This window comes from Streptomyces filamentosus (genome assembly GCF_014654895.1).
GTDB lineage: Bacteria > Actinomycetota > Actinomycetes > Streptomycetales > Streptomycetaceae > Streptomyces > Streptomyces filamentosus.
The window spans coordinates 544,484-571,407 of the sequence record NZ_BNBE01000003.1 but is presented as its reverse complement, the minus strand read 5'-3'; the positions used below and the strand labels follow the sequence as shown (position 1 = coordinate 571,407).

The 26,924-nt window shown below is 72.5% G+C and carries 26 protein-coding genes and 1 pseudogene; 9 read left to right on the top strand and 18 right to left on the bottom strand.

Annotated features, from left to right (window positions below; all coding sequences use genetic code 11):
• Nucleotides 1–57 precede the first annotated feature (57 nt).
• Entirely contained in the window at nucleotides 58–1,506 is a 1,449-nt protein-coding gene (locus tag IE326_RS30000) for an alkaline phosphatase PhoX (protein ID WP_190043827.1), read from the bottom strand.
• 155 nt (nucleotides 1,507–1,661) lie between these two features.
• Nucleotides 1,662–3,110 (bottom strand): hypothetical protein, encoded by a 1,449-nt coding sequence (locus IE326_RS29995; protein WP_150227593.1) that lies wholly within the window; start codon nucleotides 3,108–3,110, stop codon nucleotides 1,662–1,664.
• Nucleotides 3,111–3,334: 224 nt separating this feature from the next.
• Here IE326_RS29995 and IE326_RS29990 point away from each other — a divergent pair, with 224 nt between their 5' ends.
• From IE326_RS29990 to dapA, 3 genes are all read left to right on the top strand, one after another.
• The gene (locus IE326_RS29990) at nucleotides 3,335–5,173 is read left to right on the top strand and encodes a DUF8508 domain-containing protein (RefSeq protein WP_190043826.1); all 1,839 of its coding nucleotides are present in this window, start codon (nucleotides 3,335–3,337) and stop codon (nucleotides 5,171–5,173) included.
• Between the two features lie 68 nt (nucleotides 5,174–5,241).
• Entirely contained in the window at nucleotides 5,242–5,685 is a 444-nt protein-coding gene (locus tag IE326_RS29985; protein WP_190043825.1) for a GNAT family N-acetyltransferase, read from the top strand.
• Between the two features lie 103 nt (nucleotides 5,686–5,788).
• A complete protein-coding gene (dapA, locus tag IE326_RS29980; protein ID WP_150227596.1) occupies nucleotides 5,789–6,673 on the top strand; it encodes a 4-hydroxy-tetrahydrodipicolinate synthase in 885 nt (294 codons plus the stop codon).
• On the opposite strand, the gene IE326_RS29975 is transcribed toward dapA, so the two are convergent.
• A complete protein-coding gene (locus tag IE326_RS29975; RefSeq protein ID WP_190043824.1) occupies nucleotides 6,652–6,870 on the bottom strand; it encodes a hypothetical protein in 219 nt (72 codons plus the stop codon). The two genes, dapA and IE326_RS29975, sit on opposite strands and share 22 nt — an antisense overlap.
• 200 nt (nucleotides 6,871–7,070) lie before the next feature.
• Between IE326_RS29975 and IE326_RS29970 the strand changes: the two genes are divergently transcribed.
• Entirely contained in the window at nucleotides 7,071–8,306 is a 1,236-nt protein-coding gene (locus IE326_RS29970) for an outer membrane protein assembly factor BamB family protein (RefSeq protein ID WP_190043823.1), read from the top strand.
• A 25-nt stretch (nucleotides 8,307–8,331) separates the two neighbouring features.
• Here IE326_RS29970 and dapD read toward each other — a convergent pair whose 3' ends face one another.
• The 3 genes and pseudogenes from dapD to IE326_RS29955 form a co-directional block, all read right to left on the bottom strand.
• Nucleotides 8,332–9,318, bottom strand: a complete 987-nt coding sequence (dapD, locus tag IE326_RS29965) for a 2,3,4,5-tetrahydropyridine-2,6-dicarboxylate N-succinyltransferase (RefSeq protein ID WP_030746163.1) — start codon at nucleotides 9,316–9,318, stop codon at nucleotides 8,332–8,334.
• Nucleotides 9,319–9,512: 194 nt separating this feature from the next.
• Nucleotides 9,513–10,031, bottom strand: a pseudogene (locus IE326_RS29960) (TetR/AcrR family transcriptional regulator); the annotation flags it as partial.
• Nucleotides 10,031–10,351, bottom strand: a complete 321-nt coding sequence (locus IE326_RS29955) for a DMT family transporter (protein WP_150227600.1) — start codon at nucleotides 10,349–10,351, stop codon at nucleotides 10,031–10,033. The gene IE326_RS29955 and the pseudogene IE326_RS29960, both read right to left, overlap by 1 nt.
• Nucleotides 10,352–10,414: 63 nt before the next feature.
• Here IE326_RS29955 and IE326_RS29950 point away from each other — a divergent pair, with 63 nt between their 5' ends.
• Nucleotides 10,415–11,476: a DUF7847 domain-containing protein gene (locus IE326_RS29950; protein WP_190043821.1), complete on the top strand. Its 1,062-nt coding sequence runs from the start codon at nucleotides 10,415–10,417 to the stop codon at nucleotides 11,474–11,476.
• Between the two features lie 64 nt (nucleotides 11,477–11,540).
• Here IE326_RS29950 and IE326_RS29945 read toward each other — a convergent pair whose 3' ends face one another.
• From IE326_RS29945 to IE326_RS29905, 9 genes are all read right to left on the bottom strand, one after another.
• The gene (locus IE326_RS29945; protein ID WP_030746153.1) at nucleotides 11,541–11,879 is read right to left on the bottom strand and encodes a metal-sulfur cluster assembly factor; all 339 of its coding nucleotides are present in this window, start codon (nucleotides 11,877–11,879) and stop codon (nucleotides 11,541–11,543) included.
• Nucleotides 11,876–12,349: a Fe-S cluster assembly sulfur transfer protein SufU gene (sufU, locus tag IE326_RS29940; protein ID WP_030746151.1), complete on the bottom strand. Its 474-nt coding sequence runs from the start codon at nucleotides 12,347–12,349 to the stop codon at nucleotides 11,876–11,878. Before sufU ends, IE326_RS29945 begins: the two co-directional genes overlap by 4 nt.
• Before the next feature lie 9 nt (nucleotides 12,350–12,358).
• A complete protein-coding gene (locus tag IE326_RS29935; RefSeq protein ID WP_030746148.1) occupies nucleotides 12,359–13,627 on the bottom strand; it encodes a cysteine desulfurase in 1,269 nt (422 codons plus the stop codon).
• On the bottom strand, nucleotides 13,624–14,388 hold the full coding sequence (sufC, locus tag IE326_RS29930) for a Fe-S cluster assembly ATPase SufC (RefSeq protein WP_031002808.1): 765 nt from the start codon (nucleotides 14,386–14,388) through the stop codon (nucleotides 13,624–13,626). Before sufC ends, IE326_RS29935 begins: the two co-directional genes overlap by 4 nt.
• Before the next feature lie 7 nt (nucleotides 14,389–14,395).
• Nucleotides 14,396–14,713: a bifunctional 3-phenylpropionate/cinnamic acid dioxygenase ferredoxin subunit gene (locus tag IE326_RS29925; RefSeq protein WP_030322524.1), complete on the bottom strand. Its 318-nt coding sequence runs from the start codon at nucleotides 14,711–14,713 to the stop codon at nucleotides 14,396–14,398.
• Nucleotides 14,713–15,894, bottom strand: a complete 1,182-nt coding sequence (gene sufD, locus IE326_RS29920) for a Fe-S cluster assembly protein SufD (RefSeq protein ID WP_190043820.1) — start codon at nucleotides 15,892–15,894, stop codon at nucleotides 14,713–14,715. The genes IE326_RS29925 and sufD overlap by 1 nt, the downstream gene beginning before the upstream one ends.
• Nucleotides 15,895–15,959: 65 nt before the next feature.
• Nucleotides 15,960–17,375, bottom strand: coding sequence for a Fe-S cluster assembly protein SufB (gene sufB, locus IE326_RS29915; RefSeq protein ID WP_150227603.1), 1,416 nt, complete (start codon nucleotides 17,373–17,375; stop codon nucleotides 15,960–15,962).
• The gene (locus tag IE326_RS29910; protein ID WP_150227604.1) at nucleotides 17,372–18,097 is read right to left on the bottom strand and encodes a helix-turn-helix transcriptional regulator; all 726 of its coding nucleotides are present in this window, start codon (nucleotides 18,095–18,097) and stop codon (nucleotides 17,372–17,374) included. The genes sufB and IE326_RS29910 overlap by 4 nt, the downstream gene beginning before the upstream one ends.
• Before the next feature lie 103 nt (nucleotides 18,098–18,200).
• Nucleotides 18,201–19,010, bottom strand: coding sequence for a DUF72 domain-containing protein (locus IE326_RS29905; RefSeq protein WP_190043819.1), 810 nt, complete (start codon nucleotides 19,008–19,010; stop codon nucleotides 18,201–18,203).
• Between the two features lie 88 nt (nucleotides 19,011–19,098).
• Here IE326_RS29905 and IE326_RS29900 point away from each other — a divergent pair, with 88 nt between their 5' ends.
• From IE326_RS29900 to IE326_RS29890, 3 genes are read left to right on the top strand one after another with little or no spacing between them, the layout of a single operon-like run.
• Nucleotides 19,099–20,034 carry an ABC transporter ATP-binding protein gene (locus tag IE326_RS29900; RefSeq protein WP_150227606.1) on the top strand — a complete coding sequence of 312 codons (936 nt, stop codon included), beginning with the start codon at nucleotides 19,099–19,101 and terminating at the stop codon, nucleotides 20,032–20,034.
• The gene (locus tag IE326_RS29895) at nucleotides 20,031–20,795 is read left to right on the top strand and encodes an ABC transporter permease (protein WP_190043818.1); all 765 of its coding nucleotides are present in this window, start codon (nucleotides 20,031–20,033) and stop codon (nucleotides 20,793–20,795) included. The genes IE326_RS29900 and IE326_RS29895 overlap by 4 nt, the downstream gene beginning before the upstream one ends.
• A gap of 52 nt (nucleotides 20,796–20,847) precedes the next feature.
• Nucleotides 20,848–21,837, top strand: a complete 990-nt coding sequence (locus IE326_RS29890) for a COX15/CtaA family protein (RefSeq protein WP_190043817.1) — start codon at nucleotides 20,848–20,850, stop codon at nucleotides 21,835–21,837.
• Nucleotides 21,838–21,896: 59 nt separating this feature from the next.
• Here IE326_RS29890 and IE326_RS29885 read toward each other — a convergent pair whose 3' ends face one another.
• The 3 genes from IE326_RS29885 to IE326_RS29875 all read right to left on the bottom strand — a co-directional run bounded on the left by IE326_RS29885 (nucleotide 21,897) and on the right by IE326_RS29875 (nucleotide 24,469).
• Nucleotides 21,897–22,976 (bottom strand): amidohydrolase family protein, encoded by a 1,080-nt coding sequence (locus tag IE326_RS29885; RefSeq protein ID WP_150227608.1) that lies wholly within the window; start codon nucleotides 22,974–22,976, stop codon nucleotides 21,897–21,899.
• Nucleotides 22,977–23,077: 101 nt separating this feature from the next.
• On the bottom strand, nucleotides 23,078–23,422 hold the full coding sequence (locus tag IE326_RS29880) for a hypothetical protein (protein WP_150227609.1): 345 nt from the start codon (nucleotides 23,420–23,422) through the stop codon (nucleotides 23,078–23,080).
• A gap of 93 nt (nucleotides 23,423–23,515) precedes the next feature.
• Entirely contained in the window at nucleotides 23,516–24,469 is a 954-nt protein-coding gene (locus IE326_RS29875; protein WP_170313906.1) for a heme o synthase, read from the bottom strand.
• A 343-nt stretch (nucleotides 24,470–24,812) separates the two neighbouring features.
• Between IE326_RS29875 and tkt the strand changes: the two genes are divergently transcribed.
• Complete coding sequence (gene tkt, locus IE326_RS29870; protein ID WP_190043816.1) at nucleotides 24,813–26,900, top strand: transketolase; 2,088 nt, start codon at nucleotides 24,813–24,815, stop codon at nucleotides 26,898–26,900.
• Nucleotides 26,901–26,924: the final 24 nt, after the last annotated feature.

Here is a 26,924-nt window from a genome sequence, read left to right as displayed (position 1 = left end):
GGTGTCAGTCCACGGGGCCGACAGGGGCCGGGCTCCGGCGGGGAGCCCGGCGGGGCGTCAGCGGCGGGCCTGGCGGCGCCAGGGGCCGGTGATCGCGAGCATGATGCCGGGGGTCTGGATGTTGGCGTAGAGGGTGTTGCCGTCGGGCGAGAAGACGACGCCGGTGAACTCGCTGTCGTTGAGGTCGTTGCGCGCGATCGGGTAGGTGCGGCCCGAGTCGGTGGCGCCGAAGAGGTGCGACACGCCCTCGCCGTCCTCGGCGATGACGAGCCCGCCGTACGGCGAGACCGTGATGTTGTCCGGGCCGTCGAAGGCGCCGTCCTGCTCGGGCGCGGCGTTCACGCCGAGCAGCACCTTGAGGGTGAGGGTGCGGCGCTTGGGGTCGTAGAACCAGACCTGGCCGTCATGGGCCGCGCCGGGGCTCTCCTCGCGGGCGTAGGAGGAGACGACGTAGGCGCCGCCGTCCGCCCACCACATGCCCTCCAGCTTGCGGGCTCGGGTGACCCGGCCGTCGGCGAACTGCTTGCGGACGGGCACCGTGCGGGCGTCGCGGTCGGGGACGTCCACCCAGTCGACGCCGTAGACGGTGCCGATGCGGGTGGCGCGGGAGAGGTCGTCGACGAACCGCCCGGCGGAGTCGATGCACTTGGCGGCCTGGAGGACGCCGGCGTCGTCGGCGAGCGTGCGGTACCGCCCCCGGCCGTGCTCGAAGCCCTGCGGCGGGACCCAGCGGAAGAGGAGCCCGTTGGGGCCGGAGGCGTCCTCGGTGAGGTAGGCGTGGCCGCGCTTGGGGTCGACGACGACGGCCTCGTGGTCGTAACGGCCGAAGAACTTGAGGGGCTTGGGGTCGAGGTTGGCCCGGCGGTCGCGCGGGTCGACCTCGAAGACGTACCCGTGGTCCTTGGTCATGCCGTTCTTGCCGGCGAGGTCGGAGTTCTCCTCGCAGGTCAGCCAGGTGCCCCAGGAGGTGCGGCCGCCGGCGCAGTTGGTGGAGGTGCCGGCGATGCCGACCCACTCGGCGACGGTGCCGTCGCGGTGCACCTCGACGACCGTGCAGCCGCCGGCGGCGGCCGGGTCGTAGACGAGGCCCTCGGTGAGCGGGACCGGGTGCTCCCACTTGGCGCGGGGGCCCTTGAGCTCGTGGTTGTTCACCAGGTACGTGATGCCGCGCGGGCCCGCGAAGGTGGCGGTGCCGTCGTGGTTGGAGGGGGTGGGCTCGCCGGTCTCCAGGCGGGTGACGCCGGTGCGGGTGATCACCCGGTAGGAGAAGCCCTCGGGCAGCGCGAGGAGGCCCTCGGGGTCGGCGACGAGGGGGCCGTAGCCGAGGCGGTCGTGGCCGTGCCCGTGGCCGCCGTGCCCGTGGTCGCCGTCGCGGCCGGGGCCGCCGTGGGAGCGCTCGTCGCTCGCGAGGGCCTCGGGGGCGGTGGCGAGCACCCCGACGGCGCCGGTGAGGGCGAAGCCCGCGACGGCGGACTTCTGGGTGAACTCTCTGCGGTTGAGGGCCATGGTGTGCGGTTTCTCCCCTGCTGCCGGCCTGTTGTCGCGCACACCATGGCGCGCCTGTGGGAACGGCGTCTGAACAGCGCGGGAACGGCCGCGGAGCGCCTCCCCCGCACACGGGAAAGACGCTCCGCGAAGGACGGGCGGTCCGCCGGCCGGGGTCAGGCCGCGCCGGTGCGCGAGCGGGCCTTGAAGGCGGCCTTGCGGGCCTCCTTGGCCGCCGTCTTGTCCGGGTGGAGGCGGCCCATCGCGTCGAGGACGTCGGCGGTGGCGGGGTGCTCGACGCGCCAGGCGGTCTCCAGGAAGCCGGTGTGGCGGCTGGTCAGGCCCTCGATGAGCTCCTGGAGTTCCGCCAGGTCGCCGGCCGCGTCGAGCTGGGCGGCGATGGTGTCCACGGCGAGCCAGAAGATCATGGACTCCGGCGGGGCGGGGACGTCCGGGGCGCCGCGCTCGGCGAGCCAGACCCGGGCGAGGCCGCCGAGCTCGGGGTCGTCGAGGACGGCGCGGACCACCGGCTCGGCCTCCGGGCCGACGAGGGCGAGGGCCTGCTGGCAGTGGAGGCGGCGGAGCGGGGACTCCGGGTCGGAGCCGCGGGCGGCGGCGAGGAGGTCGGCGGCGGCGGGCAGCGGCTCGCGGCCGGCCAGCCACGCCTCGGTCTCGGCGCGGGCGGCGGAACCGGGGTAGCCGACGAGACCGGCGAGGAGGGCGTCGGCGTCCTTCTCCGCGAGGTCGCCGACGGCCGGGGCGTCGACGCCGGCCTCCAGCATGCGGGTGCGGACGCCGTAGAGGCCGAGCGGGGTGAGCCGGACCATGCCGTAGCGGGAGACGTCCTCGTCGTCGACGGGTGCCGCGGGTTCCTCGTCCTCCTCCGCCATCAGGGCCTCGTCGACGGGCTGGTACTCGACCAGGCCGATGGGCTCCAGGAGCCGGAACTGCTCGTCGAGCCGCATCATCGCGTCGGAGACCTGCTCCAGGACGTCGTCGGTGGGCTCGCCCATGTCGTCGGGGACGACCATGGAGGCGGCGAGCGCGGGCAGCGGCACGGGGCCGTCGCCGGGGCCGCCCTCGCTGACGGTGAGCAGGTAGAGGTTGCCGAGGACGCCCTCCAGGAAGTCGCTCTCCGCCTCCGGGTCCCAGTCGAGGGAGTCGAGGTCGAGGCCGCCGTCCTCGTCGAGCAGCGGCTCCAGGTCGTCCAGGACGGGGGCGACGGCGTCGGCGAAGACGGCGTCGAAGGCGTCGAGCCAGATCCCGAGGACGTCGCGGGGCGCGCCGCCGGTGACGACGGCGAGGTTGCCGCCGGGGGCGGCGGTGCCGGGGGTGTCGTCGTCGGCGCCGTCCTCGACGTCGACGAGGCCGGTGTCGACGGCGAGCCGCCAGGCGTCGCCCGCCCAGTACCCGGCGTCCTCGTCGTCGCCGAGGCCGAGGACTCCGGCGGCGTCCGGGAGCTGCTCGTCGACGAGTTCGCCGCCCGCGCCGACCCGGGTGTCCGGGCCGGCCCAGCGGGCGAGGCGGACGGCGTGGGCGAGGAGGGGGGCGGCCAGCGCTTCCCGTGCCAGCTCCGCGTCCGAGGGCAGCCGAACGGGGGGAAGGGTGGGGTGCTCCGCAGCCATGTGGGGGATCTCCTCGACACGTGGGTCAGTCGGTGGGGACCGGTTGCGTGGACCGGTGGGGGTACAGCCTTCCCAGCGTAGACGCATTCGGGGGGCGGCCCGGCGGTTCACGGGCCCGTCAGCCTTCGTACACCCGTCGACCCTTGACAAGTGGGGCGCTCTACCAAGAGATTGACGCGCGTAGACACCTTTGCTGTTCCTCCAAGCACCCTCGGAGCATCCTGATGCCTTCCTCCATACCGAGAACCGCCGCCGTCTCCGCGGTGGTCGCGGCCGCCCTCGCGGCCGGACTGCTCGTGGGCTCGCAGAGCGCCGCCGCCGACACCGAGGCCGCGGTCCGCATCCACGACATCCAGGGCACGACCCGCGTCTCCCCGCTGGCGGGCAAGCAGGTCACCGGTGTGACGGGCATCGTCACCGGCGTCCGCACCTACGGTTCCTCGCGCGGCTTCTGGATGCAGGACCCGCAGGGCGACGACGACCCGGCCACGAGCGAGGGCCTGTTCGTCTTCACCAGCTCCGCCCCGAAGGTCGCGGTCGGCGACGCGGTCAGCGTGAACGGCACGGTCACCGAGTACGTCGTCGGCGGCCTGTCCTCCGGCAACCAGTCGCTGACCCAGCTGTCCCGCCCGCAGGTCACCGTGGTCTCGCAGGGCAACGAGGTGCCCGCCCCGGTGACCATCGCCCCCTGGTCGGTGCCGGACGCGTACACCCCCGCCGGCGACCCGGCGGACGGCGGCTCGATCAACAACCTGCCGCTGGAGCCCGAGACCTACGCCCTCGACTACTACGAGTCGCTGGAGGGCACCAACGTCCGCGTCGGCTCCTCCCGCGTGGTCGGCGCCACCGACCCGTACTCGGAGCTGTGGGTCACGGTGAAGCCGTGGGAGAACGACAACGAGCGCGGCGGCACGGTCTACGGCTCGTACGAGTCCCAGAACACCGGTCGGCTCCAGATCCAGTCGCTGATCCCGCTCGCCCAGCAGCCCTTCCCGAAGGCGAACGTCGGCGACTGGCTGACCGGTTCGACCGAGGGCCCGCTCGACTTCAACCAGTTCGGCGGCTACACGCTGACCGCGCGCACGATCGGCACCCTCCAGGACCGGGGCCTGGAGCGCGAGGTCACCGAGAAGCAGCACAAGAACGAGCTGGCGGTCGCCACGTACAACGTGGAGAACCTGGACCCGAGCGACCCCCAGGAGAAGTTCGACGCGCTCGCGAAGGCGGTCGTGGAGAACCTCGCCTCGCCGGACGTCGTCGCCCTGGAGGAGATCCAGGACGACAACGGCGCCAAGAACGACGGCACGGTCTCGGCCGGCCAGACGCTGAAGAAGTTCACGGACGCGATCGTGGCGGCCGGCGGCCCGGCGTACGCGTGGCGCTCGATCGACCCGGAGAACAACAAGGACGGCGGCGAGCCCGGCGGCAACATCCGCCAGGTCTTCCTCTTCAACCCCGAGCGGGTCTCCTTCGTGGACCGCGCGGGCGGCGACGCGACCACCGCGACCGCCGTCACCGGCACCAAGGGCCGCGCCGCGCTGACCCTCTCCCCCGGCCGGATCGACCCGGCGAACGCCGCCTGGGAGGCCAGCCGCAAGCCGCTCGCGGGCGAGTTCACCTTCCGCGGCCGGACGGTCTTCGTCATCGCCAACCACTTCGGCTCGAAGGGCGGCGACGAGTCGATCGTCTCCCACCACCAGCCGCCGAACCGTTCCTCCGAGGCCAAGCGCCTCCTCCAGGCGCAGGCCGTGAACGCCTTCGTGAAGGAGATCACGGCGGTCGACAAGCAGGCGGACGTCCTCGTCGTCGGCGACATCAACGACTTCGAGTTCTCCGGCACGACCGAGGCGCTGACCGACGGCGGCGCCCTCTACCCGGCCGTGAAGTCGCTGCCCGTCTCCGAGCGCTACTCGTACGTCTTCCAGGGCAACAGCCAGGTCCTCGACCAGATCCTGACCAGCCCGGGCGTGCACCACTTCGAGTACGACAGCGTGCACGTCAACGCCGAGTTCGCGGACCAGAACAGCGACCACGACCCGCAGGTCCTGCGCTTCCGCCCGTGACCCCGTGAGGCCCTCCGGCCCCGGGCGAGCCCGGGGCCGGAGGGTTTCCGCGTGGAAGAATCCGCCCCGTGATCCTCCGCCCCGCCACCCGCGCCGAACTCCCCGCCGTCCTCGCCCTCCTCGCCGACGAGGACCGGGTCGTCGACCCCGCCTCGGTCCGCGTCACGGAGGCGTACGAGCGCGCCTTCGCGGACATCGCGTCCGACCCGCGCAACGAACTGCTGGTCCTGGTGGACGAGGGACCCGTCCTGGGCTGCCTCCAGGCCACGTACGTCCCCGGCCTCGGCAGGGGCGGCGCCGAGCGGGCCCTGATCGAGGCGGTCCGGATCCGGGCCGACCTGCGGGGCGCGGGCCTGGGGCGGCGGCTGATGGAGCTGGCGGCGGACCGGGCCCGCGGGCGCGGCTGCGCCCTCGTCCAGCTGACCAGCAACAAGGAGCGGGCCGACGCCCACCGCTTCTACGCCTCCCTGGGCTACGCCCGGAGCCACGAAGGCTTCAAGCTCGCCCTCTGAGCCCGCCCTCCGGACCGGACCCCCCTCCCTTCAGCCCACCTGAACCTTCCGACCAAGAAGATCTAAGTGGACCTTCACGGTCCGTCGCGCCCAGACTTCCCGCATGAGCACTCACCGTCCTTTCGGCCGCGCGCTCTGCGCGATGATCACCCCCTTCACCGACTCCGGGGCGCTCGACCTCGACCGGGCCTGCGAGCTGGCCGCGCACCTGATCGCCGAAGGCTGCGACGGACTCGTCCTGGGCGGCACCACCGGGGAGTCCCCGACCACCTCGGACGCCGAGAAGGGCGCGCTGGTCCGCGCCGTCCGGGCGGCGGTCGGCCCCGGCCCCTCGCTCGTCGCGGGCGTCGGCACCGCCGACACCCGGCACACCGCGGAGCTGGCGCGCGGGGCGGAGGCGGCGGGGGCGGACGGGCTGCTCGTCGTCACCCCGTACTACAGCCGCCCGCCGCAGGACGCGGTCGCCGCCCACTTCCTGAAGGTCGCGGACGCCACCGGGCTCCCCCTGATGGTCTACGACATCCCGGGCCGCACCGGCACCCGCGTCGAGCCGGACACCATGCGCCGGCTGGCCGGGCACCCGCGGATCACCGCCGTGAAGGACTGCTCGTACGACCTGCTGGCCTCGGCCCGGCTGATCGCGGAGACCGGGCTCGCGTACTACTCCGGCAGCGAGGAGCTGAACCTGCCGCTGTACGCGGTCGGCGGCGCCGGCTACGTCAGCACGGTCGCCAACGTGGCGCCCCGTCAGCTCCGCGCCGTCCTCGACGCGTACGACTCCGGCGACACCGCCCTCGCCGCCCGGCTGCACGCCCGCACGCTGCCGCTGACCGAGCGGATGATGGCCGGGGGCCTGCCCGGCACGGTGACCGTGAAGGCGCTCCTCGGCGGCCCGCTCCGGGAGCCGCTGCGGCCCGCCGGCCGGGAGACGGCCGACGGACTGCGGGCCCTGCTGGAGGAGCTGCTTCAGGCGGAGTCGGTGGTGTGAGTCCGCCCGAGGATCGCCGCGTGCTCCAGGACGTCCTCCAGCGGGTCGTCGATCTGCCCGGTGTGCAGGTCGAGGGCGGGTCCGTTGGTCACGGCGGGCCCGTTGTGGGTGTGGGTCTCGTCCGCCCGGGCGGCCCCCGCCGGCAGCAGCACCGCCGCCGCGGCCAGCACCCCGGCGACCATGGGCTTCGTCCTCATGTCGACTCCTCGGCTCGTCTCTCGGTGGAGCGGTCCGCTCCGCTCTGACAACGCTCCGTGACCGGTTTCGGTTGCCGTCCCGTCACGAGCTTCACGGTCCTGTCCCCGTCCCGTCCCGGAACCGGGTGCGCCCCGGCCCGGTCGCTAGGCTCCCGCCGTCGAACAGGGAGACGGACCACGTGAGGGACAGGGGCGGACGGATGACCAGGGACGAGGGGCGCGGGGCCTCCCGCAGAGGAGTGCTGCGGCTGGCGGGCACCGGGCTCGGGCTCGCCGCGCTCGGCGCGGGCGCGTGGGGCTGCGGCCCGGCCGAGGACCCGGCGGCGGTGGCCACCCCCTCCGCCCCGGAGACCGCCCCGGGCGGCGGGACCGGCGGGGACGCCTTCACCACCCCGCCGCCCGGCACCGCCCCGAAGCCCCTGTGGCAGCGGCCGACCGCCAAGGGCAGCCTCGGGGCCGACGCCCTCGCCGTCGCGGGCGACGTCGTCCTCGTCTCCGGCGACCCGCTGGTCGGCCGGGACCTCGCCACCGGCGCGGAGCGGTGGCGGCGCGAGGAGGTCGCCGTGCCGGGCGCGAAGATGCTGGTCCGCGGCGGCACCCTCTACCTGGCGAGCGCGCAGTACGACGGGGACGTCGTCGGCCTCGACCCGGCGACCGGCCGGGAGACCTGGCGCAGCCGGCTCGGGAAGCGCTTCTCGCAGCCCCGGACGATCGCCGCCGACGAGCGGCGGGTCTACGTGCTCGCGGGCATCCTGGAGAAGGACCTCAGCGTCAGGAGGAACGTCATCGCCGCCATCGACGCCTCGACCGGCAAGGTGGCCTGGCAGGAGCTGCGCGACGCGGGGACGGAGGAGTACGGCATCACCGCCGAGGCCGTCGGCCGCCACCTCGTCTACACCGACTTCCGGGAGAACGTGACGGTCCGCGACACGGCCACCGGCCGCCAGCTGTGGACGAAGAAGATCGGGCGCTCCAACAGCGGCCGGCTGGCCTTCCACGACGGTCTGGTGATCGTCGCCGACGCGGGGCGGCTGCGCGCCTTCGCGCTCGCCGACGGCACGGAGAAGTGGTCGCTCGCGTCGGAGGAGTTCACCCGCTTCCACGGGATCGGAGTCCTCGACGGGGTGCTGTACGCCGCCGACTCGGGCCACGTCCTGCGGGCGGTCGAGCCCGGGAAGGGCACGGAGCTCTGGCGCACCGGGGCGCTCCTGGACGTGGCGTACCCCGGGCAGTTCGCCAAGGTCGGCGGCACGCTCTACGCGGCGACGGAGCTGGACGACAAGGGCGGGGTCCTCGCCTTCGACGCCCGCGACGGGAAGCTGCGGTGGCGGTACAACGACGGCAGCGGGGCGCTGGACCGGTGGTACGTGGTGGCGGCGGGCGGCCGGCTGGCCGCGCTCCACGGGGAGCGGGTGACCGTCCTCCCGGCCGTCTGAGCGGGCCGGGAGGACGGTCGGGCCGTCAGTTGTGGCTGTGCAGGACGTCGTTGAGGCCGCCCCAGACCGCGTTGTTCGGGCGGGCCTCGACGGCGCCGGTGACCGAGTTGCGGCGGAAGAGGATGTTCGAGGCGCCGGAGAGGTCCCGGGCCTTCACGACCTCGCCGTCGGGCAGGGTGACCCGGGTGCCGGCGGTGACGTACAGGCCGGCCTCGACGACGCACTCGTCGCCGAGCGCGATGCCGACGCCCGCCTCGGCGCCGATCAGGCAGCGCTCGCCGATGGAGATGACGACGTTGCCGCCGCCGGAGAGGGTGCCCATGGTGGAGGCGCCGCCGCCGATGTCGGAGCCGTCGCCGACGACGACGCCGGCGGAGATGCGGCCCTCGACCATGGAGGTGCCCAGGGTGCCGGCGTTGAAGTTGACGAAGCCCTCGTGCATGACGGTGGTGCCGGCGGCGAGGTGGGCGCCGAGGCGGACCCGGTCGGCGTCGGCGATGCGGACGCCGGTGGGCACGACGTAGTCGGTCATGCGGGGGAACTTGTCGATCGAGGTCACCTGGAGGTGCAGGCCCTCGGCGCGGGCGTTGAGCCGGACCTTCTCGACGGCGTCGACGGCGACCGGGCCGAGCGAGGTCCAGGCGACGTTGGCGAGCAGGCCGAAGACGCCGTCCAGGCTCTGGCCGTGCGGCTTCACCAGGCGGTGGCTCAGCAGGTGCAGGCGGAGGTAGGCGTCGTGCGCGTCGATCGGCTTCTCGTCGAGGGAGGCGATGACGGTGCGGACGGCGACCACCTCGACGCCGCGGCGGGCGTCCACGCCGAGGGCCTTGGCGGCGCCCTCGCCGAGGGCGTTCACCGCCTCGTCGGGGGAGAGCCGCGTCGTGCCGGCCGGGCCGGGCTCTTCGGTGAGCTCGGGGGCGGGGAACCAGGTGTCGAGGACGGTGCCGTCGCCGGCGAGGGTGGCGAGGCCGGCGGCGACGGCGCCGGTGGTGCGGGGAGCAGTGGTGGTCATGACGGAAAACCTAACGGTCGGGGCGGCGCGCGGGCCAACCGGTCTCAGGTGACGGTCGGCCCGTCCGGAGCATCCGACGAACCCCCGGCCCGCCCCTTCGGGCCTTCGTTCATGGCCTCCGGGGCCTGGTCCGGGGTCCCCCGGGCCCCGTCCGGGTCCTCCTGGTCCTCCTGCGGGGCCGCCGGGGCCTCGTTCAGGAGGCGGGCGAACATCTCGCGGGCGTACGCCGGGTCGTAGGGCGTGCCGGTGAGCAGCACCTGGAGGCCGATGCCGTCCATCAGGGCGACCAGGGCGCGGGCGGTGGCCCGTCCGGTGCGCGGGGCGAGGACGGCGACGACCTCCTCGGTCCATTCGGCGGCGACGGGCCGCAGCGCGGGGCGGCGCAGGGCGGCGAGGTAGAGCTCGTACTCCAGCTCCACCTGGCTCCGTTCGCCGCCGAGCCACTTCCCCAGGAGCCGGGCGAGCCCTCCGGCGTCGAAGACCGGCCGGCTCCGCAGCTCGTCGGCGAAACCGGCGTTGACCTTCCGCAGGGCGGCGACGAGGAGTTCGTCGAGGGAGCCGAAGTGGTAGGTGGTGGAGCCGAGCGGCACGTCCGCCTCGGCGGCGGCCGTGCGGTGGCTCAGCCCGCCGATGCCCTCCCGGCGGACCACCCGCAGGGCGGCGTCGACGATCCGCTCCCGCCGCCCGGGGTCGTGCCGCCGGGGCCGTGCCATCAGTGCGCGCCCCCCAGGTTGAGCACGACGACCCCGGCGATGATGAGGACGATCCCGGCGACCTTGGCGAGGCTGAGGGTCTCGCCGAGGAAGAGGATCCCGATGCCGGCGACGGCCGCGGTGCCGATGCCGGACCAGATCGCGTAGGCGGTGCCGACCTGGAGGGTCTTGAGGGCCCGGGCGAGCAGCGCGAAGGCGATGAGGTAGCCCGCGCCGGTGACGACCGAGGGCCAGAGCTTGCTGAAGCCCTCGCTGTACTTCATGGAGGTGGTGGCGATGATCTCGGCCGCTATGGCCCCGGCGAGCAGTCCGTAACCCATGCGCACGAGGGTACCCGGCGATGTGTACGGGTGTACGCAGCGCCTGCCGTTACCGTATGGCGCATGACCTGTCCCCCTGGGCCGTACGGATACGGCTACGCTCCGCCGCCGCCTCCGCCGAAGCCCGGCGTGATACCCCTGGCGCCCCTCGACCTGAACCACGTCCTGGGGGGCGCCTTCGCCGCGTACCGCCGCCACTGGAAGGCGCTGCTCGGCGTCACGCTGGCCGCCCACGTCCTGGCCGCCCTGGTGGCCGCGGGCCTCGCCGCCGCCGGGTGGGCCGCCCTCTCCGGCCCGTGGCGAGAGATGGCGGACGCCCCCTCCACCGGGGACGCCGAACTCTCGGACCTGACGCCTTTCTTCCTCGGCCTCGGCGGCCTCTGGCTGGCCTTCGCGCTGGCCGTGCTGCTGGCGACGGGCCTGGTGCACGCGGCCGTCGCGGTCGTGGTCCAGGAGGCGGTGCTCGGCCGGCGCACCGGCTTCGGGGCGGTGTGGCGCCGGTCCTGGTCGCGGCTCGGCGCGGTGCTCGGCACGGTCGTCCTGTCGGCCCTGGCCGGCCTCGTGCCGATGCTGCTCCTCCTGCTCGGGTTCTGCTTCATGGTGGTCGCCACGCTCGCGAGCGTCGGCTCGGACTCCGGCGACGGCGTGGGACCGGCGCTCACCGCCCTGCTGCTGATGTTCCTGGCCTTCGGGACCACGCCGTTCGTCGTCTGGATCTGGGTGAAGTTCAGCCTCGCCCCCACCGCCGCGGTCGTCGAGTCGGCCGGCGTCCTGACCGCGATGCGCCGCTCCGCGGAGCTGGTCCGCGGCTCCTGGTGGCGGATCTTCGGCTACACGCTGGTGATGCTGCTGATCGTCGGCGGCGTCTCGTTCGTCGTGCAGACGGCCGTCTCCGTGACCACGCAGGCCTCGGTCTTCGCCGTCCCGCTAGCCCAGCACGCCACCCCGGGCACCCTCTTCCTGTCCGCCGCCACCACGGCGGCCGTGGGCGGTCTCCTCCAGCTCCTCACCCAGCTGCTCCTCGGCCCCCTCCAGCCGCTGACCTCCGGTCTCCTCTACGTCGACCAGCGCATCCGCAAGGAGAACCTGGCCCCGGTCCTGGCGCGGGCCGCCGCCTCGGGCTGACCCGCCGTACGCGAAGGGGCCCCCGGCGCGATGCCGGGGGCCCCTTCGCGTGCGACGACCGCCGTCAGACGTTGAAGCCGAGCGCGCGCAGCTGCTCGCGGCCGTCGTCGGTGATCTTGTCCGGGCCCCACGGGGGCATCCAGACCCAGTTGATCCGCAGCTCGCTGACGATGCCGTCGGTGGCGGAGCGGGCCTGGTCCTCGATGACGTCCGTCAGCGGACAGGCCGCCGAGGTCAGCGTCATGTCCAGCGTCGCGACGTTGGAGTCGTCGATGTGGATCCCGTAGATCAGGCCGAGGTTGACGACGTCGATGCCCAGCTCGGGGTCGACGACGTCGTACAGCGCCTCGCGGACTTCTTCTTCGGAGGCCGGCTTGATGGTGGCCTCGATGTTCTCGGTCATGCCGACTTCCTCACAGACTTCTGGTCGTCTCCGCCCAGGGCCTGGGCGGTCGCGTCCTTCCACGCCATCCAGCTGAGCAGCGCGCACTTCACCCGGGCCGGGTACTTGGAGACGCCGGCGAACGCGACCGCGTCCTCCAGCACCTCCTCCATGGCCTCGTCCGGCTCGACCTGGCCCTTGGACTGCATCAGCTCCAGGAAGGTCTCCTGGATCCGCCGCGCCTCGGCCAGCTCCTTGCCGACGAGCAGGTCGTTGAGGACGGAGGCCGAGGCCTGGCTGATGGAGCAGCCCTGGCCCTCGTACGAGACGTCCTCGATGCGCTCGCCGTCGTACTTCACGCGGAGCGTGATCTCGTCGCCGCACGTCGGGTTGACGTGGTGCACCTCGGCGTCGCCGTCCCGCAAGCCCCGCCCGTGCGGGTGCTTGTAGTGGTCCAGGATGACGTCCTGGTACATCGAATCGAGCTTCACAGCGGTCCCCTAGGCGAAGAAGTTCCGGACGTGCTCCAGCCCCTCGACGAGGGCGTCGACCTCGGCCGGGGTGGAGTACAGATAGAACGACGCCCGTGTGGTCGCAGGAATTCCGTACCGCAGGCAGACCGGCCGCGCGCAGTGGTGGCCGACCCGGACCGCGATGCCCTGCTCGTCGAGCACCTGGCCCACGTCGTGCGGGTGGATGTCGCCGAGCGTGAAGGAGATCGCCGCGCCGCGGTCCTCGGCCGTGGTGGGGCCGATGATCCGCAGGTCCGGGACCTCCTGGAGGCGGCGGACGGCGTACTCGGTGATCGCGTGCTCGTGGCGCGCGATGTTCTCCATGCCGATCGCCGACAGGTAGTCCACGGCCGCGCCGAGGCCGACGGCCTGGGCGATCGGGGGCGTACCCGCCTCGAACTTGTGCGGGGCCGGGGCGTAGGTGGAGGAGTGCATCGAGACGGTCTCGATCATCTCGCCGCCGCCGAGGAAGGGCGGCAGGTCCTCCAGGAGCTCCTGGCGTCCCCACAGCACGCCGATGCCGGTCGGGCCGCACATCTTGTGGCCGGTGAAGGCCACGAAGTCGGCCTGGAGCGCCTGCACGTCCAGGACCTGGTGCGGGGCCGCCTGCGAGGCGTCGATGCAGACGAGCGCACCGACCTCCTGGGCGCGCCGGACGATCGTCTCGACCGGGTTCTGGGTGCCGAGCAGGTTGGAGACCAGCGTGAAGGAGACGATCTTCGTCTTCTCCGTGATGACCTCTTCGATGTTCGACAGGTCGAGGCGGCCGTCGTCGGTGAGGCCGAACCACTTCAGCTTCGCGCCGGTGCGCTGCGAGAGCAGCTGCCACGGGACGATGTTGGAGTGGTGCTCCATCTCCGTGATGGCGATCTCGGTCTCGTGGTCCACGCGGTAGGGCTCTTCGGCCCAGCCCAGCATGTTGGCCACGAGGTTGAGCGACTCGGAGGCGTTCTTGGTGAAGATCACCTCGTTGCGGCTCGGCGCGTTGATGAAGGCGGCGATCTTGTCGCGGGCGCCCTCGTACAGCGCGGTGGCCTCCTCGGCGACCGTGTAGACGCCGCGGTGGACGTTGGCGTTGTGACGCTCGTAGTAGGCGTTGAGCGCGTCGAGGACCTGGCGCGGCTTCTGCGAGGTCGCCGCGGAGTCCAGGTACACGATCTTCTTGCCGTCGTGGACCGTGCGATCCAGGAGCGGGAAGTCCTTGCGGATCGCCTCGGTGTCGAGGAGGCCGGTCAGCCCCTGATGGGCGGAAGTCACGCGGATGCGCCACCCTTCACGTACTTGTCGTAGCCCTCGTTCTCCAGCTGGTCGGCGAGCTCGGCGCCGCCGGACTCGACGATGCGGCCGTTCGCGAACACGTGCACGAAGTCGGGCTTGATGTAGCGCAGGATGCGCGTGTAGTGGGTGATGAGGAGGGTGCCGACCTCACCGGTCTCGCGGACGCGGTTGACGCCCTCGGAGACGATGCGCAGGGCGTCGACGTCGAGGCCGGAGTCGGTCTCGTCGAGGATCGCGATCTTCGGCTTGAGGAGCTCCAGCTGGAGGATCTCGTGGCGCTTCTTCTCGCCGCCGGAGAAGCCCTCGTTGACGTTGCGCTCGGCGAAGGCCGGGTCCATGGACAGCTTGTCCATGGCCTCGCGGACTTCCTTGACCCAGGTGCGCAGCTTGGGGGCCTCGCCGCGGATGGCGGTGGCGGAGGTGCGCAGGAAGTTGGAGACCGAGACGCCGGGGACCTCGACCGGGTACTGCATGGCGAGGAAGACGCCGGCGCGGGCCCGCTCGTCGACGGACATCTCGAGGACGTCCTCGCCGTCGAGGGTGACGGTGCCGCCGGTGACCGTGTACTTCGGGTGGCCCGCCAGGGAGTACGCCAGGGTCGACTTGCCGGAGCCGTTGGGGCCCATGACCGCGTGGGTCTCGCCCTGCTTGATGGTCAGGTCGACGCCCTTGAGGATCTCGCGGGGGCCGTTCTCCGCCTCGACGGAGACGTGCAGGTCGTGGATTTCGAGCGTTGCCATGGGTGACTCAGGACTCCTGGGTGACGGAGACGAGCACATCGTCCCCTTCGATCTTTACGGGGTACACGGGGACGGGGCGCGTCGCGGGAAGGCCGGACGGCTTGCCGGTGCGGAGGTCGAAGCTGGAACCGTGCAGCCAGCACTCGATGGCGCAGTCCTCGACCTCGCCCTCCGAGAGGGAGACGTTGGCGTGCGAGCAGATGTCGTTGATCGCGAACACCTCGCCCTCGGTGTGGACGACCGACACGGGCGTGCCGTCGACCTCGACCCGCTTGGGGGTGTCGGCCTCCAGCTCGCTCAGTGCGCAGACTCGGACGAAGGCCATCAGACGGAGGCCTCCAGCTCGGCCTCGACCTTGGCGATCAGGCGCTCCTCGACGTCGGGCAGGCCGATCTGCTGGACCAGCTCGGCGAAGAAGCCGCGGACGACGAGGCGGCGGGCCTCGGTCTCCGGGATGCCGCGGGCCATCAGGTAGAAGAGCTGCTCGTCGTCGAAGCGGCCGGTGGCGGAGGCGTGTCCGGCGCCGGCGATCTCGCCGGTCTCGATCTCCAGGTTCGGCACGGAGTCGACCCGGGCGCCGTCGGTGAGGACGAGGTTCCGGTTGAGCTCGTAGGTGTCGGTGCCCTCGGCGGCGGCCTGGATGAGGACGTCGCCGATCCACACCGCGTGCGCGTCCTGGCCCTGGAGCGCGCCCTTGTAGGCGACGTTCGAGGTGCAGTGCGGGGTGTCGTGGTCGACGAGGAGGCGGTGCTCCTGGTGCTGGCCGGCGTCGGTGAAGTAGAGGCCGAAGAGCTCGGCGGAGCCGCCGGGGCCCGCGTAGTTGACGCGCGGGTGGAGGCGGACGACGTCGCCGCCGAAGGTGACGACGACCGACTTGAAGGAGGCGTCGCGGCCGAGCAGCGCGTTGTGCTGCGCGACGTGGACGGCGTCCTTGTCCCAGTCCTGGACGGAGACGACGGTGAGCTTGGCGCCGTCCCCGAGCACGAAGTCGACGTTGGCGGCGAGCACCGCGTCACCGGTGTGGTCGATGACGACGACGGCCTCGGCGAAGGCGCCGAGCTCGATCACCTGGTGGCCGAAGGCGACGCCGCCCTGGCCGTGCACGGCGACGCGGATCGGCTCGGTGAGGACGGCCTCCTTGGCGACGGTGACGACCGAGGCCTTCTCGAAGGAGGAGTACGCCTGGGCGGCGACGCGGTCGACCGGCTTGCCGGCCTTGCGCAGGCGCTCGTCCTCGCGGCCGACGGTCTCCACGGTGACGCCCTCGGGGGCCTCGATCTCGACCCGGACGCCCTCGCCGGTGGCGACGGCGGTGCCGTCGTGCAGACCGCGGAGGCGGGCGAGCGGGGTGAAGCGCCACTCCTCCTCGCGGCCGTGCGGGACGGGGAAGTCCGCGACGTCGAAGGACGGCGGGGCGCTCATGCGCGTGGCGACGGTGGACTCGGCGGCCACCGCGATCGAGCCCGCGGTGGTGGAGCCCGCGGGGATGTTCTGAGCCTCAGCCATGGCTGTCGTGTTGCTCTCTTCCTGCGTAAGAAATCAGTCGCTGCGGTACGGAGGGGCGGGGGCTGCTAGCCGACCGCGCCTTCCATCTGCAGCTCGATCAGCCGGTTCAGCTCCAGCGCGTACTCCATCGGCAGCTCCTTGGCGATCGGCTCGACGAAGCCGCGGACGATCATCGCCATGGCCTCCTGCTCGGTCAGGCCGCGCTGCATCAGGTAGAAGAGCTGGTCCTCGGAGACCTTGGAGACGGTGGCCTCGTGGCCCATGGTCACGTCGTCCTCGCGCACGTCCACGTAGGGGTACGTGTCGGAGCGGGAGATCGTGTCGACGAGCAGGGCGTCGCAGAGGACGTTGGACTTGGCGCCGGGGGCGCCCTCGCCGATCTCGATGAGGCCGCGGTAGGAGGTGCGGCCGCCGCCGCGCGCCACCGACTTGGAGACGATGGACGAGGAGGTGTTCGGGGCCAGGTGGACCATCTTGGCGCCGGCGTCCTGGTGCTGGCCCTCGCCCGCGAAGGCGATGGAGAGCGTCTCGCCCTTGGCGTGCTCGCCCATCAGGTAGACGGCCGGGTACTTCATGGTGACCTTGGAGCCGATGTTGCCGTCGACCCACTCCATGGTGGCGCCCTCGTAGGCGACGGCGCGCTTGGTCACCAGGTTGTAGACGTTGTTCGACCAGTTCTGGATGGTCGTGTAGCGGCAGCGGCCGCCCTTCTTCACGATGATCTCGACGACCGCGGAGTGCAGCGAGTCGGAGGAGTAGATCGGGGCGGTGCAGCCCTCGACGTAGTGGACGTAGGCGTCCTCGTCGACGATGATCAGCGTCCGCTCGAACTGGCCCATGTTCTCCGTGTTGATACGGAAGTAGGCCTGGAGCGGGATCTCGACGTGCACGCCCTTCGGCACGTAGATGAACGAGCCGCCGGACCAGACGGCGGTGTTCAGGGAGGCGAACTTGTTGTCGCCGACCGGGATGACGGTGCCGAAGTACTCCTTGAAGAGCTCCTCGTGCTCCTTCAGCGCGGTGTCGGTGTCGACGAAGATGACGCCCTGCTCCTCCAGGTCCTCGCGGATCTGGTGGTAGACGACCTCGGACTCGTACTGGGCGGCGACGCCGGCGACGAGGCGCTGCTTCTCCGCCTCCGGGATGCCGAGCTTGTCGTACGTGTTCTTGATGTCCTCCGGCAGGTCCTCCCAGGACTCGGCCTGCTTCTCGGTGGACCGCACGAAGTACTTGATGTTGTCGAAGTCGATGCCGCCGAGGTCGGAGCCCCAGGTGGGCATGGGCTTCTTGTCGAAGAGCTTCAGGCCCTTGAGGCGGAGCTTCAGCATCCACTCGGGCTCGTTCTTCTTCGCGGAGATGTCGCGGACGACATCCTCGTTCAGGCCGCGCTTGGCGGCGGCGCCGGCGGTGTCGGAGTCGGCCCAGCCGTACTCGTACCGACCCAGGCCCTCAAGCTCGGGGTGGCTGATCTCGGTGGTCATGCGGGCTTCCTCCCGGCCGTGCTTACGGATGCTGTCTCAGTGGTCTGCGGGGCGCCGTGCGGGATGAACGTGGTGCAGACGCCGTCGCCGTGGGCGATGGTGGCCAGGCGCTGGACGTGCGTTCCCAGGAGGCGGGAGAAGATCTCCGTCTCCGCCTCGCACAGCTGGGGGTACTGCTCGGCCACGTGGGCGACCGGGCAGTGGTGCTGGCAGAGCTGCTCGCCGACCGGCGCGCCGCGCGCAATGGCAGCGTACCCGTCCGCCGTCAAGGCCCTGGCCAACGCCTCGGCCCGCCGTTCGGGCTCGACCGATTCGACGGCCTCCCGGTAGGACTCCGCCCTGGCCTCGATGTGGTCCCGGGCGAAGGCGGCGACGGCCGCCTCCCCTCCGGCGTTGCGCTCGATCCAGCGGAGCGCCTCGACGGCGAGGGAGTCGTACGACTGGTCGAAGGCGTCCCGGCCGCAGTCGGTGAGGGCGAAGACCTTCGCCGGCCGGCCGCGGGTCCTGGCGCCGTAGACGCGCTTCTCGCGGGCCTCGACGACCTGCTCGCCGACGAGCGCGTCGAGGTGCCGGCGGACGGCGGCCTGGGTGAGGCCCAGCCGCTCGGCGAGGTCCGCGACGGTGGACGGCCCGTGATCCAGGATGGACCGCGCGACGCGGTTGCGCGTGGAGCGCTCACCGGTCGCGAGTTCCTCCGACGGAGCCGCGCCAAGGTTTTTCACAACGCCATTGTTGCGTAATTAATCTGGCAGTGACAAGCGGCACCGGAAGCGGCGACGATGGCGTGCGTCACTCAGGTAAGGCTTACCTGACCTGCGGAAACGATCATTCATGGGACGAATCGCGGCTCTCCCGCCCGGTCGGCTCCCCCTCCTCCGGAGTCTCCGCCGGCACGGCGACCGGCCGCCCCGCCGCACGCATCAGGTCCCGGAGGACGGCCGCGTCCCGGGGCGCCTCGACCCCCGGGTCGTTGTTGAAGTAGACGTACGCGTCGGCCGCCTCCCCCCACGCCCCGGTCAACCGCTCCGCCCAGCCCTCCAGCGCCTGCCGGCCGTACGCGGGCCACGGCCGGGCCCGGCCCTCGTGCAGCCGCAGGTAGACCCAGTCGGCCGTCCGCCACAGCGGGGTCACCGGCCGGGACTTCCGGTCCGCCCAGCACAGGGCGGCCCCCCGCTCCGCGAGCACCGCCTCGGTCCGGTCGGTCCACCACGAGGAGTGCCGCGGCTCGACGGCCACCCGCACCCCCGCCGGGAAACAGGCGAGGACCGCGTCGAGCAGCCCCGGATCGGCGCGCAGCGACGGCGGGAACTGGAGCAGCACCGGCCCCAGCCGGTCCCCCAGCGCCTCCGCCCGCCCCATCAGCTCCGCCACCAGCTCCTCCGGCTCCCGCAGCCGCTTGTCGTGCGTCAGCCGGCGGGGCGCCTTGACCGCCATGACGAAGCCGTCGGGCGTCCGTCTCCGCCACGCGGCGAAGGTCGACCGCTCGGGCAGCCGGTAGAACGAGCCGTTGTTCTCCACGGTGGCGAACCGGCGCGCGTACTCCTCCAGCCAGAGCCGCTGCGGCACCCCCTCGGGGTAGAAGGTGCCCCGCCAGTCCCGGTACTGCCATCCCGAGGTGCCCACGAAGACCGTCATACGGGGCTCCTGCCCCCTCCTCGGCCGCCCATCCGGGGCTCCCGCCCCCGGGGCCGGGGCCGCCCCCGCGGGTCCTTAGACTTCCGGCATGCGAAACGAGTCCGGCAACGCCGCCGTCCGCGTCCGCGGCCTGGTCAAGCGGTACGGCACCAAGACCGCCGTCGACGGCCTCGACCTCGACGTGCGGACCGGCACCGTCACCGCCGTCCTCGGCCCCAACGGCGCCGGGAAGACCACCACCGTCGAGACCTGCGAGGGCTACCGCCGCCCCGACGCCGGCACCGTCCGCGTCCTCGGCCTCGACCCGCTCGCCGACGCGGCCGCCCTGCGCCCCCGCGTCGGCGTGATGCTCCAGTCCGGCGGCGTCTACTCCGGCGCCCGCGCCGACGAGATGCTCCGCCACATGGCGAAGCTGCACGCCCACCCGCTCGACGTGGACGCCCTGGTCGAACGCCTCGGCCTCGGCTCCTGCGGCCGTACGGCCTACCGGCGGCTCTCCGGCGGCCAGCAGCAGCGGCTCGCCCTCGCCATGGCCGTCGTCGGCCGGCCCGAACTCGTCTTCCTCGACGAACCCACCGCCGGCCTCGACCCGCAGGCCCGCCGCGCCACCTGGGAGCTCGTCCGCGAGCTGCGCGCGGACGGCGTCACCGTCGTCCTCACCACCCACTTCATGCAGGAGGCCGAGGAGCTCGCCGACGACGTCGCCGTCATCGACGCCGGCCGGGTCGTCGCCCAGGGCAGCCCCGAGCAGCTCTGCCGCGGCGGCGCCGAGAACACCCTGCGCTTCACCGGCCGTCCCGGCCTCGACCTCGACTCCCTGCTCAAGGCGCTGCCGGACGGTTCCGAGGCCGCCGAGCCCCAGCCCGGCGCGTACCGGATCACCGGCACCGTCGACCCCCAGCTGCTCGCCACCGTCACCACCTGGTGCGCCCAGCACGGCGTGATGCCGGACCGCATCTCGGTCGAACGCCACACCCTCGAAGACGTCTTCCTCGAACTGACCGGCAAGGAGCTGCGCGCATGAGCGCCGGTACGTACGCGCCCAGGCCCGGGGCCGCCCCCGTCGGACGGATGATCGCGGCCCAGACGGCCCTGGAGACCCGGATGCTGCTCCGCAACGGCGAGCAGCTCCTCCTGACGGTGATCATCCCGTCCCTCCTGCTCGTGCTGTTCTCGACCGTCGACGTCGTGGACACGGGCGGGGGGAAGGCCGTGGACTTCCTCGCCCCGGGCGTCCTCGCGCTCGCCGTGATGTCCACCGCCTTCACCGGCCAGGCCATCGCCACCGGCTTCGAGCGCCGCTACGGCGTCCTCAAGCGGCTCGGCGCCTCCCCGCTGCCCCGCTGGGCCCTGATGACCGCCAAGACGCTGGCCGTCCTGGTCACCGAGGTCCTCCAGGTCCTGCTGCTGACCGCCATCGCGTTCGGCCTCGGCTGGTCCCCGCACGGCAACCCGCTCGCCGTCCTGCTCCTGCTGGTCCTCGGCACCGCGGCCTTCTCCGGCCTCGGGCTGCTCATGGCCGGCACGCTCAAGGCCGAGGCGACCCTCGCCGCCGCCAACCTGGTCTTCCTGCTGCTGCTCGTCGGCGGCGGGGTGATCGTCCCGCTGGAGAAGTTCGGCGCGGCCGGCGACGTCCTGGCGCTGCTGCCGATCTCGGCCCTCTCGGACGGCCTCAGGGACGTCCTCCGGGACGGCGCGGGCGTGCCGTGGGCCGACGCCGGGATCCTCGCCGCGTGGGCCGTCCTGGGCCTCGGGGCGGCGGCCCGGTTCTTCCGCTGGGAGTAGCCGGAGAGGGCCAGAGGGTGACGTTTCCCGACAAGCCACCCCTCGTGAAAGCGTGCACAAGCCCCCGCCTACGATAGGGCCCGTGCAGACCCCCCTCGCCTTCATCGCCCAGCGCTGGACCCCGTCCCCCCGGGTCCTCCGGCGCGCCGCGCTCTCCGCCGTCGTGATGAGCGTGCTCATCATCGTCACCGGCGGCGCGGTCCGGCTGACCGGTTCCGGTCTCGGCTGCGACACGTGGCCGAAGTGCACGGACGACAGCCTCTTCGCCACGCCCGAGCAGGGCCTCCACGGAGCCATCGAGTTCGGCAACCGGATGCTCACGTACGTCCTGTCGGCCGCCGTCGGCTGGGCGATCATCGCCGCCCGCTCGACCAAGCCGTGGCGGCGGAACCTCACCCGCTGGGGCTGGGCACAGTTCTGGATCGTGATGAGCAACGCCGTGCTCGGCGGCATCACCGTCTGGATGGGCCTCAACCCCTGGACGGTGGCCGGCCACTTCCTGGCCGCCAACGCGCTGCTCACCGTCGCCGTGATCACCTGGCACCGGACCGGCGAGGGCGACACCGCCCCCCGCCCGCGCGTGCCGGGGCCGGTACGGAAGCTGTCCTGGGCGATCGCGGTCGTCTCGAGCCTGCTGATCGCGCTCGGCACCACCGTCACCGGCGCCGGGAAGCACGCGGGCGACAGCAGCGACGTGCCCCGCATGCCGTGGGACTGGACGGACGCCGCCCACCTCCACGCGATCGCCGCCTGGGCCGTCTGCGCCCTCGCCGTCGCGATGTGGCTGGTGCTGCGCGTGGTCGACGCCCCGGACGACGTCCGCGCCCGCGCCCGCGACCTGCTGATCGTGCTGCTGGCCCAGGGCGGCATCGGCTACGTCCAGTACTTCACCGGCGTCCCCGAGCTGCTGGTCGCCGCCCACATGCTCGGCTCCTCGCTGATGTGGATCGCTGTGCTGCGCCTGGCCCTGAGCCTGCGCGAGCGCCCGCTGCCCGCGGCGGAGGTCCCGGCCCAGGCGGATCCGGAGCTCGCCACCGCCTGACGGCGGCGCCCCGGCGCGGTCCGCCCCCGACGCGGTCACCCCGACGCGGGTCCACCGGCTCACCCGAGCCGGTAGACCCGCGTCGCGTTGTCCGCCGCGATCATCCCGGCGACCCGCTGGGCGTCGGTACGGGACCAGGCGCCGTCCAGGACCCAGGCGCCGAGCACCCGGCCGAGGGCGGCGCGGAAGGCGCTGGCGGCGACCACGTGCAGCTCGGGCAGGGCGCGGGCGCCGCTGGAGTAGAGCAGCTTGCCGAAGGGGGCCAGCTCCAGGACCTCGGCGAGGACGTCGGCCGCCCGGGCCCCGGTGGCGGCGAGGGCGGCGCCCAGGTCCGCGTAGACGTGCGGGAAGGCCCCGGCCAGCCGGGCCGCCGTCCGGTGGTGCGGGGAACCGTGCAGCAGGACGAGGTCGGCGCCGAGCCCGGCGGTGGCGGCGGCGAAGCCGGCCAGGACGGCCGGGTCCCGGTCCCCGGTGTGCAGCTGGAGCGGCCGGCCCGCGCCCACCGCGATCCACAGCAGGTGCCGCAGGAGGACCGGGTCGTCGAGGGGGCCGCCCGCGGTCCGGCGGGCGAGCCAGCGGCCCGCGGCCCGGCGCGCCTCGCCGCGGCCCGGGGGCTCCGCGACGGCGGCGAGGCCGCAGCGCGGGGCGGAGACCGAGGAGAAGGCCACGGAGCGCACGGCGGCGGCCTGGACGGCCTCGGTGAGGTTCGCGAGGAAGGCGTCGGCGGTCCCCGAGGTGTCGGCGACCTGCTCGGCGAGGGGTTCGAGGCGGACGATCTCGTGGGCGCGGGCCCGGCTCGCGGCGGCGAGCTCGGCGGGTCCGGTGAGGTCGCCCGGGAGGCCGGTGTCGACGAGGTACGTGGCGATGCCGGCGGACCGCAGCAGCCGGCGGCCCGTCTCGGCGACGCCGAGCTCGCGGCGGCGGGCGAGGTAGCGGGCGGGCGGGCAGTGCGGTTCGAGGCCGAGCAGCGGCGGGCACCAGCGGCGGACGGCGAAGCCCGTCTGGGTGTCGAAGAAGGTGGTGCCGGAGGCGGGCGGGGCGCCGGACGGGCCGAGGTGGGCCTCGAAGGTGCCGAGGCCCAGCTCCGTCCGGAGCACTCCGTGGCAGGACTGGTCCACCAGGCGCGGCATGTCGATCATCTCGGGGGCTCCCTGTGTGGACGTGTCTGCACACGTCCTAACGGGTGAGCCCCGGAGGAGGTTGTTGCCTCCGCGCCCGGCGGTGGCGGCGCCTTCGGCGGTCAGCCGTTGGAGGGGCCGCCGAGCTGGATGCCGGCCATCCGGGTCCACTCGTACGGGCCGGTGACGACCTTGGCGGCGAACTCGCCGTCGAACTCGTCGTGCAGGGTCAGCCCGGCCTGCTCGGCGGCCTGCTGGGCGATGCCGTACGTGGGGGCCACCAGGTCGCCCCAGCCGCCGTCCTCGCCGACGAGGACGATCCGGGTGCCCGCCTGGCCGATGTGGGCGAGCTGTCCCTCGACGCCGCCGTGCTCCTTGCCGAAGGCGCGGATCTCCTTGGCCAGCTTGGCCGCCTTGCGCCCGGCGCGCGGGGAGACGGCCGTGGTGTCTTCCTTGGTGTCTGCCATGACAAGGATGCTACCGATGGGTAGATCGACTGGCGACGGCCGGGCCGCGTGGGACAGCCCACACGACCCGGCCGTTTCCGGGAGCCGTACGCCCTAACGGAGGAAGGGGTCCACCGCGACCGCCACGAAGAGCAGCGACACGTAGGTGATGGACCAGTGGAAGAGGCGCATCTCCTTGAGCTTCGCGCCGGTGACCTCGGCCTTGGCGCGGTTCAGAAGGCCGTGCGCCTCCCACAGCCACCAGCCGCCGGTGGCCAGGGCGACGGTGGTGTAGAACCAGCCGGTGTAGCCCAGCGGGGTGAGCAGCAGCGAGACCGCGACCATGATCCAGCTGTAGGCGACGATCTGCTTGGCGACGACCTTGTTGGAGGCGACCACCGGGAGCATCGGCACGCCCACGCGCGCGTAGTCCTCCTTGACCTTCATGGACAGCGGCCAGTAGTGCGGCGGCGTCCAGAAGAAGATGACCATGAAGAGGACGACGGCGGCCCAGGACATCGAGTTCGTGACGGCGGACCAGCCGATGAGGACCGGCAGGCAGCCGGCGATGCCGCCCCAGACGATGTTCTGCGCGGTCCGCCGCTTCAGGATCATCGTGTAGACCACGACGTAGAAGAGGAGCGCGCCGAGCGACAGCCAGGCGGACAGCCAGTTGACCAGCAGCCCGAACCAGAGGGTGGAGACGACGGCGAGGGTGATGCCGAAGACCAGGCCCTCGCGCGGCGAGACCATTCCGGTGACCAGCGGGCGCTGCGAGGTGCGGTCCATCAGCGCGTCGATGTCGCGGTCGATGTACATGTTGAGCGCGTTCGCCCCGCCGGCGGACAGGTAGCCGCCGAAGCAGGTGGCGAGCACCAGCCACAGGTCGGGCACGCCCTGCTCGGCGAGGAACATCACCGGAACGGTGGTGATGAGGAGCAGTTCGATGATCCGCGGCTTGGTCAGCGCCACGAATGCCTTGACGCGGGCCCCGAACGGCCGATGGCCCCCCGGGCTGGGAGTCAAGACGACCCCTGCGGGTCGGGACTCGACGGCCGTCACGCACACCCCTGACAGAGAAATTCCCAGCAAGTTCCCCGGATAAAGGCGGGGTGAAACTTGCGCGTACCACGCCACTGTAGACGTTGCCCAGACGCCGATCTTCGCGGGGGTGGGGTCGTGTTGGCGGGGCTCACTCCTGAGCGCGCGCCGAGCGCGTATCAAGGGACGGACACCCTTCGGCGCGCCGTTCGGGAGGCGGCGCGCCACGATCACCAGCACTCTTGCTCTGTACTGCTCATTTGAGGGGCATGGACACGAAAAGAGGGGGCTTTTTCGGGGGTAGGCTCGACACCGCCGGTACACCCTCAGTCACCGGCTACAGACATGTGGAGAGGAGCCCTGACCCAGGGTGAGCACTAAGCCGACCACCACAGACCTCCAGTGGACCGAATTGGACCAGCGGGCCGTCGACACCGCCCGCATCCTGGCCGCGGACGCCGTACAGAAGGTCGGCAACGGCCATCCCGGTACGGCGATGAGCCTCGCGCCGGCCGCGTACACCCTCTTCCAGAAGGTGATGCGCCACGACCCGTCCGACCCCGAGTGGGTCGGACGCGACCGGTTCGTGCTCTCCGCGGGCCACTCCTCCCTGACCCTGTACACCCAGCTGTACCTGGGCGGCTTCGGTCTGGAGCTGGACGACCTCAAGGCGTTCCGCACCTGGGGCTCGAAGACCCCGGGCCACCCCGAGTACGGCCACACGGCCGGCGTCGAGACCACCACGGGCCCGCTGGGCCAGGGCGTGGCGAACGCCGTCGGCATGGCCATGGCCGCCCGTTACGAGCGCGGTCTGTTCGACCCGGAGGCGGCCCCCGGCACCTCCCCGTTCGACCACAACGTCTACGTGATCGCCGGCGACGGCTGCCTCCAGGAGGGCATCTCCGCCGAGGCGTCCTCGCTCGCGGGCCACCAGAAGCTCGGCAACCTGATCCTGCTGTGGGACGACAACCACATCTCGATCGAGGGCGACACCGAGACGGCCGTGTCCGAGGACACGCTGAAGCGGTACGAGGCGTACGGCTGGCACGTGCAGCGCGTGGAGCCGCAGGAGAACGGCGACCTGGACCCGGCGGGCCTGTACGCGGCGATCCGCGCGGCCGAGGCCGAGACCGGGCGCCCGTCCTTCATCGCGATGCGCTCGATCATCGCCTGGCCGGCGCCGAACGCTCAGAACACCGAGGCCGCGCACGGCTCGGCGCTGGGCGACGAGGAGGTCGCGGCCACCAAGCGCGTCCTGGGCTTCGACCCGGAGCGGAGCTTCGAGGTCTCCGACGAGGTCATCGGCCACACCCGCGCGCTCGGCGACCGGGGCCGCGAGGCCCGCGCCGCGTGGGAGAAGCAGCTCTCGGAGTGGCGTGCGGCCAACCCGGAGCGCGCCGCCGAGTTCGACCGGATCCAGGCGAACGAGCTGCCGGCCGGCTGGGAGGAGAAGCTCCCGGTCTTCGAGGCGGGCAAGTCCGTCGCGACCCGCGCCGCCTCGGGCAAGGTGCTCCAGGCGCTGGGCGAGGTCGTCCCGGAGCTGTGGGGCGGCTCGGCCGACCTCGCGGGCTCGAACAACACGACGATCGACAAGACCTCGTCGTTCCTCCCCGAGGGCAACCCGCTGCCCGAGGCGGACCCGTACGGCCGCACGATCCACTTCGGCATCCGCGAGCACGCCATGGCCGCGGAGATGAACGGCATCGCGCTGCACGGCAACACCCGCATCTACGGCGGCACCTTCCTGGTCTTCTCGGACTACATGCGCAACGCGGTCCGCCTGTCGGCCCTGATGCACGTGCCGGTCACCTACGTGTGGACGCACGACTCGATCGGCCTCGGCGAGGACGGCCCGACCCACCAGCCGGTGGAGCACCTGGCCTCGCTGCGCGCCATCCCGGGCCTGAACGTGGTCCGCCCGGCCGACGCCAACGAGACGGCGATCGCCTGGCGCGAGATCATGAAGCGGCACACCCGCGAGTACCTGAAGGGCGCGCCGCACGGTCTGGCGCTGACCCGCCAGGGCGTGCCGACCTACGCGCCGAACGAGGACGCGGCGAAGGGCGGCTACGTGCTCTTCGACGCCGAGGGCGGCGCCCCGGAGGTCGTGATCATCGCGACCGGTTCCGAGGTGCACCTGGCCGTCGAGGCCCGTGAGGCCCTCCAGGCGGAGGGCGTCCCGACCCGGGTCGTCTCGATGCCGTCGGTGGAGTGGTTCGAGGAGCAGGACCAGGCGTACAAGGACTCCGTCCTGCCGCCGTCGGTGAAGGCGCGCGTCGCGGTCGAGGCCGGTGTCGGCCTCACGTGGCACAAGTACGTCGGCGACGCGGGCCGGATCGTGTCCCTGGAGCACTTCGGTGCCTCGGCCGACGCCAAGGTCCTCTTCCGTGAGTTCGGTTTCACGCCGGAGGCCGTCGCCGCCGCCGCCCGGGAATCGATCGCCGCCGCCGCGCGCTGACGCGGATACGTACGACTTTTGGAG

Bases quoted from the DNA above. Each gene is read 5' to 3' on its own strand.
- IE326_RS30000 (WP_190043827.1), bottom strand. From the start codon at position 1,506: ATGGCCCTCAACCGCAGAGAGTTCACCCAGAAGTCCGCCGTCGCGGGC.
- IE326_RS29995 (WP_150227593.1), bottom strand. From the start codon at position 3,110: ATGGCTGCGGAGCACCCCACCCTTCCCCCCGTTCGGCTGCCCTCGGAC.
- IE326_RS29990 (WP_190043826.1), top strand. From the start codon at position 3,335: ATGCCTTCCTCCATACCGAGAACCGCCGCCGTCTCCGCGGTGGTCGCG.
- dapA (WP_150227596.1), top strand. From the start codon at position 5,789: ATGAGCACTCACCGTCCTTTCGGCCGCGCGCTCTGCGCGATGATCACC.
- IE326_RS29975 (WP_190043824.1), bottom strand. From the start codon at position 6,870: ATGAGGACGAAGCCCATGGTCGCCGGGGTGCTGGCCGCGGCGGCGGTG.
- IE326_RS29970 (WP_190043823.1), top strand. From the start codon at position 7,071: ATGACCAGGGACGAGGGGCGCGGGGCCTCCCGCAGAGGAGTGCTGCGG.
- dapD (WP_030746163.1), bottom strand. From the start codon at position 9,318: ATGACCACCACTGCTCCCCGCACCACCGGCGCCGTCGCCGCCGGCCTC.
- IE326_RS29955 (WP_150227600.1), bottom strand. From the start codon at position 10,351: ATGGGTTACGGACTGCTCGCCGGGGCCATAGCGGCCGAGATCATCGCC.
- IE326_RS29950 (WP_190043821.1), top strand. From the start codon at position 10,415: ATGACCTGTCCCCCTGGGCCGTACGGATACGGCTACGCTCCGCCGCCG.
- IE326_RS29945 (WP_030746153.1), bottom strand. From the start codon at position 11,879: ATGACCGAGAACATCGAGGCCACCATCAAGCCGGCCTCCGAAGAAGAA.
- sufC (WP_031002808.1), bottom strand. From the start codon at position 14,388: ATGGCAACGCTCGAAATCCACGACCTGCACGTCTCCGTCGAGGCGGAG.
- IE326_RS29925 (WP_030322524.1), bottom strand. From the start codon at position 14,713: ATGGCCTTCGTCCGAGTCTGCGCACTGAGCGAGCTGGAGGCCGACACC.
- sufD (WP_190043820.1), bottom strand. From the start codon at position 15,894: ATGGCTGAGGCTCAGAACATCCCCGCGGGCTCCACCACCGCGGGCTCG.
- sufB (WP_150227603.1), bottom strand. From the start codon at position 17,375: ATGACCACCGAGATCAGCCACCCCGAGCTTGAGGGCCTGGGTCGGTAC.
- IE326_RS29905 (WP_190043819.1), bottom strand. From the start codon at position 19,010: ATGACGGTCTTCGTGGGCACCTCGGGATGGCAGTACCGGGACTGGCGG.
- IE326_RS29900 (WP_150227606.1), top strand. From the start codon at position 19,099: ATGCGAAACGAGTCCGGCAACGCCGCCGTCCGCGTCCGCGGCCTGGTC.
- IE326_RS29895 (WP_190043818.1), top strand. From the start codon at position 20,031: ATGAGCGCCGGTACGTACGCGCCCAGGCCCGGGGCCGCCCCCGTCGGA.
- IE326_RS29885 (WP_150227608.1), bottom strand. From the start codon at position 22,976: ATGATCGACATGCCGCGCCTGGTGGACCAGTCCTGCCACGGAGTGCTC.
- IE326_RS29880 (WP_150227609.1), bottom strand. From the start codon at position 23,422: ATGGCAGACACCAAGGAAGACACCACGGCCGTCTCCCCGCGCGCCGGG.